This window comes from Ruegeria sp. AB8, assembly GCF_056542605.1.
On sequence record NZ_JBQGAB010000052.1, the window covers coordinates 1 to 8384 of the forward strand.

The 8384-nt window shown below is 56.0% G+C and carries 6 protein-coding genes and 2 pseudogenes; all 8 read left to right on the forward strand.

What is annotated here, in order from left to right; translation table 11 throughout:
* Window positions 1-87 (forward strand): annotated as a pseudogene (locus tag ACR0CG_RS23175) (IS5/IS1182 family transposase); the annotation flags it as partial.
* A gap of 203 nt (window positions 88-290) precedes the next feature.
* A pseudogene (locus ACR0CG_RS23180) lies at window positions 291-770 on the forward strand (integrase core domain-containing protein); the annotation flags it as partial.
* Between the two features lie 340 nt (window positions 771-1110).
* On the forward strand, window positions 1111-2685 hold the full coding sequence (locus tag ACR0CG_RS23185; protein WP_480527830.1) for an ABC transporter substrate-binding protein: 1575 nt from the start codon (window positions 1111-1113) through the stop codon (window positions 2683-2685).
* 55 nt (window positions 2686-2740) lie between these two features.
* Complete coding sequence (locus tag ACR0CG_RS23190) at window positions 2741-4294, forward strand: ABC transporter substrate-binding protein (RefSeq protein ID WP_480527832.1); 1554 nt, start codon at window positions 2741-2743, stop codon at window positions 4292-4294.
* The gene (locus ACR0CG_RS23195) at window positions 4295-5263 is read left to right on the forward strand and encodes an ABC transporter permease (RefSeq protein ID WP_480527833.1); all 969 of its coding nucleotides are present in this window, start codon (window positions 4295-4297) and stop codon (window positions 5261-5263) included.
* Window positions 5260-6174 carry an ABC transporter permease gene (locus ACR0CG_RS23200; RefSeq protein ID WP_480527835.1) on the forward strand — a complete coding sequence of 305 codons (915 nt, stop codon included), beginning with the start codon at window positions 5260-5262 and terminating at the stop codon, window positions 6172-6174. Before ACR0CG_RS23195 ends, ACR0CG_RS23200 begins: the two co-directional genes overlap by 4 nt.
* The gene (locus ACR0CG_RS23205) at window positions 6171-7859 is read left to right on the forward strand and encodes an ABC transporter ATP-binding protein (protein WP_480527837.1); all 1689 of its coding nucleotides are present in this window, start codon (window positions 6171-6173) and stop codon (window positions 7857-7859) included. The genes ACR0CG_RS23200 and ACR0CG_RS23205 overlap by 4 nt, the downstream gene beginning before the upstream one ends.
* 407 nt (window positions 7860-8266) lie before the next feature.
* Window positions 8267-8384: transposase (locus ACR0CG_RS23210; protein WP_480527838.1), on the forward strand; the 118-nt coding region annotated here is incomplete at its 3' end.

Consider the following 8384-nt stretch of genomic DNA (forward strand, 5'->3'; position numbering starts at 1 on the left):
AGGCGTGTGGCGACCAGATACGACAGATGCCCGAAGGTCTTCCTCTCCGCCATCGCCCTCGCCGCAACCGTCATTTATTGGTTATGAGTCCCGACCCTAGGCAGCAGTAGCGAACGCGCCCATTGCAGCTTGCTGCCAGACATGTTGGTAGACGCTCTTTGCAACAGCATCTTTATCCTAAGGCGAAAAAGGCGGAGTAGGCAACCGGGCATACACTTCGTCGAGAATAGGAGACTCTCGGCCATTGCCCTCGCAACAACGGTCATCTTTTGGTTGGGAATCTCGACTCAAGGGTGAAGCGCACGCTGAACTCAACCGAGGTGGTCGATGCCGTGACGGATCTGTCCGTCCTTTATGGCCCGCCCGGTTTGATACGTTCAAAACAATGACCTAGAATTTATCACGCGGGCGGTTCTGGAGTAGATCGCCGCCGCCGGCGCCCAAGCGACTAGCATTGAATCTGGAAGCCCGTGGGGAAACGGATGCTGTGAAAACTTTAACGGCCGGCTCTGGAACGAGACGCTCAACGGCGAAATTTTCTACAGCCTGCGCGAAGCACAAATCCTGATCGAACAATGGAGGAAGCACTACAACGTGAAGAGTCTCCACAGTTCTTTGGGCTATCGTCCGCCGGCGCCTGAACCGACCATATGGATGCAACAAAACCAATGATGCACGAACATTCAAGTTGGACCCGTCAGATGAGCGCTGCACAGTGCAAACACGGCCAAAAAACCTCGTATGTATCGCCAGCTCTCGCAAAAGTTTAGACATAGTGGCAAACGCCTTTAAAACGGGCATTTAGTTTGTTTCTGAGAAACGCGGCTTCTCGCAGCGCTATCTGGATTCAATTCCCGGTTCAGGAGGCGTGATTTTTTCAGGTTATTTTGGTCGCGACTGAGTAGTGGTTACTTGATCGGATGATTTTTTAGTGGGTTGGCTGCCCTCGAAGAATCTCAGGTCGTTAACGTGTGGAAATTCGACACTGCGTTGAACGATTGACATGCATGCGCAGTTGGTATGCTATCGCCCACTATGACTTTAACAGAAATTTGCGACATCGTATCGCGAATTCAATGCAGCTAAATGACTGCAAAAAGGGAGAAAATAATGAAAAAACCAATGCTGGCGCTCGCGCTGCTGATGACTTCGACAACGCTGGCTCAGGCGGAAACGTTGCGATGGGCGCGCTCTGGGGATGCGCTGACGCTGGACCCGCATTCGCAAAACGAAGGGCCCACGCATACCGTTCGCCATCAGATGTATGAACCGCTGATTATCCGTGACACGACCGGTGCCTTTGAACCCGCGCTCGCGACCGATTGGAACCCCAGCGAGAGTGATCCTAATGTCTGGGTGTTCAACCTGCGCCAGGGTGTGAAATTTCATGATGGGGCCGATTTTACTGCGGACGACGTGGTGTTCAGCATCAACCGCGCCAAGCAGCCGAACTCGGATATGAAAGAACTGATCAACTCTATCGTCGAGGTGCGCGCGGTCGATGACCATACGGTCGAGATCGTGACTGACGGTCCGAACCCGATCCTGCCTGCAAACCTGACCGACCTGTTCATCATGGACAAAGATTGGACCGAGGCGAATAACACGGTCGATGTTCAGGATTTTGAAGGCGGAGAGATCACCTTCGCGACTACTAACGTGAACGGCACTGGTCCTTACAAGCTGGTCAGCCGCGAACCTGACGTAAAAACCGTCATGCAGCGAAACGAAGATTATTGGGGCCGCGATCAGTTCCCAATGGCAATCAGCGAGATTATCTACACGCCCATCCAGAATAACGCGACGCGCGTCGCGGCTATGCTGTCCGGTGAGGTGAATTTCCTTCAGGATATGCCGGTTCAGGACTTGGAACGGGTCAACTCTGCGGATGGCCTTGTAGTCAAACAGGCGCCGCAGAACCGGGTGATCTTTTTCGGGATGAACCAGGGTGCAAATGACATCGAAGCCGACAACGTCGATGGCAAGAACCCCCTTGCAGATGTGCGCGTACGTCAGGCGATGTCCAAGGCGATCAACCGCGATGCCATCAAGCAGGTGGTCATGCGCGGTCAGTCGCAACCCGCCGGGATGATTGCACCGCCCTTCGTGAACGGCTGGACGGCTGATATGGACGCCGAAAGCAGTACTGATGTTGAAGCAGCAAAAGCGCTTTTGGCTGAAGCGGGCTATCCTGATGGCTTCTCAATCCGTCTTGACTGCCCCAATGATCGATACATCAACGACGAAGGTATCTGCCAGGCGGCCGTCGGGATGCTTGGTCAAATTGGCATTACCGTGAATCTGGATGCCAAACCCAAGGCGCAACATTTCCCGCTGATTACCGATGGAAAGACCGACTTCTACATGTTGGGCTGGGGCGTTCCGACATACGACTCGGAATACATCTTCAACTTCCTGGTTCATGGCCGTGAAAGTGACATCGGTACCTGGAACGGCACTGGCTTTAACGATGATGAGCTTGACGCCAAGATCAAATCGCTTGCCTCAAACACAGACCTTGTTGCCCGCGACCAGGACATAGCCGACATTTGGCGTGTAGTGCAGGATGAGCAGCTGTACATCCCAATCCACCATCAGGTGCTGAACTGGGGCATGGCTGAAAATCTGGCCATCGAGGTCGATCCCGAGGATCAACCCATGGTGAAGCACTTCGGTCTGAACTAAGCTGAGCGGCGGGCCTCGGGATGCGGGGCCCGCCGCCACATAAGTGGGAGCTATTATGAGACGTCTGACCACTGCCGCGCTGATGTGTGCGCTTGCGTTACCCGTATCAGCCGAAGAGTTCACGTTTGCTGTCACGACCGACCCGCAAACGCTGGACCCGCATGCAGTCAATTCCGCCCCGGTTTTGGGATTTCTGAACAATGTTTACGAAGGGCTGGTCCGTCGGGGCAAAGATATGTCCATCGAACCGGCGCTGGCGACCAGCTGGGAGACAATTGGTGACGGCGCAGGCTGGCGGTTCAATCTGCGGGAAGGCGTGACGTTTCATGATGGGTCTGAGTTCAACGCAGATGATGTGATATTCTCGTACCAGCGTGCCTCGGATGAAAATTCGGATACCCGTAGCTGGTTCGCTCCGGTCAGCGAGGTGGTGAAAGTCGACGACTACACCATTGATGTCATGACGACCGCGCCCAATCCGATCTTTCCAGACAGCATCGCCAACTGGATGATCCTTGATAGCGGGTGGGCCGAGGCGAATGACGCCGCATTGCCCGATAAAGAGGCTGGCAACTATGCGACACTGAACGCCAACGGCACCGGCGCATTCCGCGTCACTGCGCGAGAGCCGGCATTGCGCACCGTTCTGGAACCGTTTGACGGTTGGTGGGGTGAGGCAGAGCATAACCTGACCCGCGCTGAGCTGGTGCCCATCCAGAATCCTGCAACAGCGCTGGCGGCATTGCTGTCGGGTGATGTGGACTTTATCAATCCTGTCCCCATTCAGGACGTCGCCCGGTTGCAAGGCAACCCGGACGTAAAGGTCATTCAGGGTATCGAAGCGCGCGTTATCATGCTGGGCTTTGATCAGCAGGAGGGCGCAAGCGAAGCCGGGCAAGGCGGTTCTGATCTGTTCCGTGACCCCCGCGTTCGTGAGGCCGTAGCCAAGGCCGTCAACGTGCCGGCCATCTTGCAAACCATCATGCGCGGCAACGCCGAGGTGGCAAGTCAACTTGTCAGCCCAGCAATGCGTGGGTTCTCGGTTGCAAACGCGGACCCGTATGGCTTCGACCCCGAAGGCGCGAAGGCGCTACTGGCTGAGGCCGGCGCTGAAGGTGCCGAAGTTAGCTTCAAATGTTCCAACAATCGCTATCTGAATGACGAGTCCGTCTGCCAGGCGATCACGGCCATGCTGACGCAGGTTGGATTGAATGTAACGCTCGATGCAATGCCCGTTCAGAACTACTGGCCCGAACTGCGGGCTGACAATTTCGACATGTATCTGCTGGGATGGTCGCCCGGGACTTTCGACGCCGAACATCCGGTGCGTTTTCTCGCCTCGACCCCCAATGAGGAAAAGAAGCTGGGCTCTTGGAACTTTGGCGGTTACTCCAACGCCCGCGTGGATGAGTTGCTGCCAATGATCCAGTCCGAAATTGACGAAACCAAGCGTCAGGCGATGCTTGATGAGGTCGCAAGTATCTTGCAGGACGAAGTGGCCTATGTGCCCCTCTACGTCCAACCGCTGGTTTGGGGCGCGCGCAGCAACATCGAGTTGACGCAACGGCCTGATAACTTCTTCCTTCTGCGCTGGGTCACGGTCAACTAAATGCTGTCATACATTATCAGGCGTGTGGCCCAGTCGGCGCTGGTCCTTTTTGTCGTAGGCCTTGTTGCCTTTTCCATGTTCCGCTTTGTCGGCGACCCGATCGACAACATGCTGGGGCAGGAACGGACGATGGAAGATGTGGAGCGTCTGCGCAGCCAGTTGGGCCTCGATCAGCCGTTTCCGGTGCAATATGTGAAGTTTCTGAAAGAGGCCGCACAGGGCAATTTTGGCGTCAGCTTCCGTCAGGGCCGCCCGGTCGCCGAGATCTTGTCTGAACGCGCACCAGCCACTCTGGAACTGGCGATCGTCTCGGCGGTGTTCGCGATTGTCCTTGGCATCGCCCTGGGCGTTTTCACCGCCATCAGGCGGGATGGCTTTGCGGCGAATTTCATCATGTCGGCCTCCCTGATCGGGGTGTCCTTGCCCACTTTCCTGATCGGCATCCTGCTCATTTATATCTTCTCGGTCGAACTTGGCTGGCTTCCCAGTTTCGGACGCGGAGAGGTCGTGGATCTGGGATGGTGGAGTACCGGGTTACTGACCACGAGTGGACTTAAGGCATTGATTTTGCCCGCAATAACGCTCGGTTTATACCAAATGACTCTGATCATGCGATTGGTGCGGTCTGAAATGTTGGAAGTGCTTCGGCAGGACTATATCCGCTTTGCCCGCGCCCGTGGCCTGAGCGATCGGACCATAAACTTTCGCCACGCACTGAAAAACACGATGGTCCCGGTGATCACCATCATCGGCCTGCAATTGGGGGCCATTATCGCCTTTGCCATCATCACCGAGACGGTGTTCCAGTGGCCAGGCCTTGGCCTTCTGTTCATCAACGCAATCCAGTTCGTGGATATTCCTGTCATGGCGGCTTACCTGATGATGATCTCGGTCATCTTTGTCACCATCAACCTAGCGGTCGACATTCTCTACGCATTCATCGACCCGCGCCTGAGGGTCAGCGCATGAGCCGTGTAAGACGCATTCTGGACAGCGACCAATTCTACGCCTTTCGCCGGTCGCCTGTGGCCATGGTATCGGCCGCGGTCGCGTTGGTTCTGATTCTCGCAACGATCATGGCACCGCTGATTGCGCCGACGAACCCGTTTGACCCGTCCAGCCTGAACCTGATGAACGGCTTCACCCCACCGATGGAGCCGAATGCCTTTACCGGTGAAAGCTTCCTTATGGGCACCGACGATCAGGGGCGGGATGTGTTTTCGACCATCCTGTATGGGATGCGGATTTCGCTGTTTGTCGGGGTGGCCGCGGTTCTGTTTGCCATGATTCTGGGGATCATTCTGGGCCTGCTGTCCGGCTATTTCGGCGGCTGGACCGAAACGATCATCATGCGCACGGCCGATGTGCAGCTGACCTTCCCGTCGATCCTTCTGGCCATGCTGATCTTTGGTATCGCAAAGGGCGTCACACCTGTTGAGTATCGCGACCAGATGGCGATCTGGGTGCTGATCCTTGCCATCGGCCTGTCTGACTGGGTGCAGTTCGCCCGTGTCGTCAGGGGCGCGACTTTGGTTGAGAAGAACAAGGATTATGTCGCCGCCGCGCGCATTATCGGGCAAAGCCCACTGACGATCATGCTGCGCCACATCCTGCCCAATGTGCTGTCACCGGTATTGGTGATCGCAACAATTTCATTGGCTCTGGCGATCATTGCCGAGGCGACGCTTAGCTTTCTTGGTGTTGGTGCACCGCCCACGCAACCCTCGCTGGGTACCCTGATCCGTATCGGACAGGGTTTCCTGTTCTCGGGTGAGTGGTGGATCCTGTTCTTTCCGGCCTGCACCCTGCTGGCGCTGGCGTTGAGTGTGAACCTGCTGGGCGACTGGCTGCGCGATGTTCTGAACCCGAGGCTGAAATGACTGATCCCGTTCTTTCGATCCGCAACCTGACAGTGGAAATCCCGACCCGCCACGGCGTTTTCAAGCCGGTGGAGCACGTGACCTATGATTTGCATCCTGGTGAAATTCGGGGGGTCGTGGGCGAAAGCGGCGCTGGTAAATCCATGACCGGCAATGCCGTGATCGGCCTGCTGGACCCTCCGGCCCATGTGTCCGAGGGCGAGGTCTGGCTAAACGGTCGCAGGATCGACGAACTGGATGCAGAGGACAAGCGCAGGATCCGGGGCAAAGAGATCGGTATGATCTTTCAGGACCCGCTGACCTCGCTCAATCCGCTATTCACAGTGGGTCAGCAACTGGTGGAGACGATCCAACTGCACCTGGGCCTGTCTGCAACAGCGGCCAAAAAGCGTGCCATTGCACTGCTGGACCGCGTCTCCATCCCCGACCCGGCGGATCGGTTCAATCAGTATCCGCACCAGTTTTCCGGCGGGATGCGCCAGCGGGTTGTAATCGCCTTGGCCCTGTGCTCCGAACCCAGCGTCCTGATCGCGGACGAACCCACAACGGCCTTGGACGTGTCCGTTCAGGCGCAAGTACTGGACCTGATCAAGGAACTGGCGAAGGAGCGTCAGGTTGGAGTAATCCTCGTGACGCACGACATGGGTGTTATCGCCGACACCACTGATACGGTGACCGTCATGTATTCCGGCCAAGTGGTCGAAAGCGGCACGACCGATCAGATCCTTGGCGCGCCTACGCATGATTACACCAAATCCCTTATTGCCGCGGTGCCACGACCTCACACCAAGGTACAACGCTTTCCGGTGGTCAGCTATGGCGAGCGGGCAAGAACCTTCAAGATTGATGATCTGGCGGCGCATTGGGACAAAACCGAATTGTCAAAATCCGGTAAGCTGCTTGAAGTCGAGAACATCACCAAAACGTTCCTGCAAAAGGGCGGCCTGCTGCCATCGCAGCGGCGTTACTTCACCGCCGTCGATCAGGTCAGTTTCGACATTCGCGATGGTGAGGTATTTGGCCTTGTTGGTGAAAGTGGCTCTGGCAAGTCCACCGTCGCGCGGATGATCGGCACGCTGTATCCTGTGGACGGTGGCCGCGTGATCTTTGACGGTCAGGATGTGACGGCCATGGGAGCAGACGCCCTGCAGGCCTATCGCCGCCAAATTCAAATGATCTTTCAGGATCCTTTCTCCAGCCTCAATCCACGCATGAGGGTCGGGGACCTTGTGGCCGAGCCAATCCATCACCACAAAATCCTGCCCAAGTCCGCTATCGAACCGCGGGTGCGGGAATTGCTTGACTGGGTTGGGCTGGCCAAGGACGCGTGGCGTAAGTATCCACATGAATTTTCCGGCGGGCAGCGGCAACGCATTTGTATTGCCCGCGCCCTTGCAACTCAGCCACGTTTTCTGATCTGTGATGAGCCGACCAGCGCTCTGGATGTGTCCATTCAGGCACAAATCCTGAACATTCTCAAAGACCTGCAGGATCACCTCGGCTTGACTATGCTCTTTATCAGCCACGATCTTCCGGTCGTGCGTCAGATGTGTGACCGGGTGGGCGTGATGCGTCAGGGAAAACTGCTTGAGGTTCAGGAGACGGCCTCGTTGTTCACAGCTCCCGAGCATCCGTACACAAGGGAACTCCTGGATTTGATGCCCCGGCTAAAGCAATTGGCCTAAACTTACTAACCTGGTCTTGCTTCGTTTTTTTGTGCCACTTCAGATCCGTCCAACGTGGCCACTTCTGAAGCAAAGGGCTTTGACGCTCAACCTTTTGAACCGAATTTTGGCACGCCTTGATAGTGCTGTCGCAGCGAATGAGCGCCGAGGAAACCGCGAATGCAGTATAGAGACTAAGCACTGCAAGGCAACCAAGGGCAGCATTGACAGCGGTCAATGTCGGTTTTCTGTGCTTTGCCGCTATATGTGTCTCGCGAGGCATCCGGAAGTTTTGGGCATATTTTGTTGAAAAACTCTGTCTTTATAGAGTTGTACGTTGCGGATTCAATCCTGCTAACGCAGTGAGAGGATCAGTCATGATGGGACCAAGGCAGGAAGCCCAAGCGGCGCTGTTTAATTAGTTCGCGCTGGAGGACCAAGCCCCTCAAGATCAACTGTTGCGTTCGATTGATCGGTTCGTCGATCTTGGTGGCATCCGTACCCATCTCACCGACTTCTATAGCCATACCGGCCGGCCATCCGTCG

Excerpts from the sequence above, each read along its gene's own strand:
- ACR0CG_RS23185 (WP_480527830.1), top strand. The coding sequence starts at position 1,111 with ATGAAAAAACCAATGCTGGCGCTCGCGCTGCTGATGACTTCGACAACG.
- ACR0CG_RS23190 (WP_480527832.1), top strand. The coding sequence starts at position 2,741 with ATGAGACGTCTGACCACTGCCGCGCTGATGTGTGCGCTTGCGTTACCC.
- ACR0CG_RS23195 (WP_480527833.1), top strand. The coding sequence starts at position 4,295 with ATGCTGTCATACATTATCAGGCGTGTGGCCCAGTCGGCGCTGGTCCTT.
- ACR0CG_RS23200 (WP_480527835.1), top strand. The coding sequence starts at position 5,260 with ATGAGCCGTGTAAGACGCATTCTGGACAGCGACCAATTCTACGCCTTT.
- ACR0CG_RS23205 (WP_480527837.1), top strand. The coding sequence starts at position 6,171 with ATGACTGATCCCGTTCTTTCGATCCGCAACCTGACAGTGGAAATCCCG.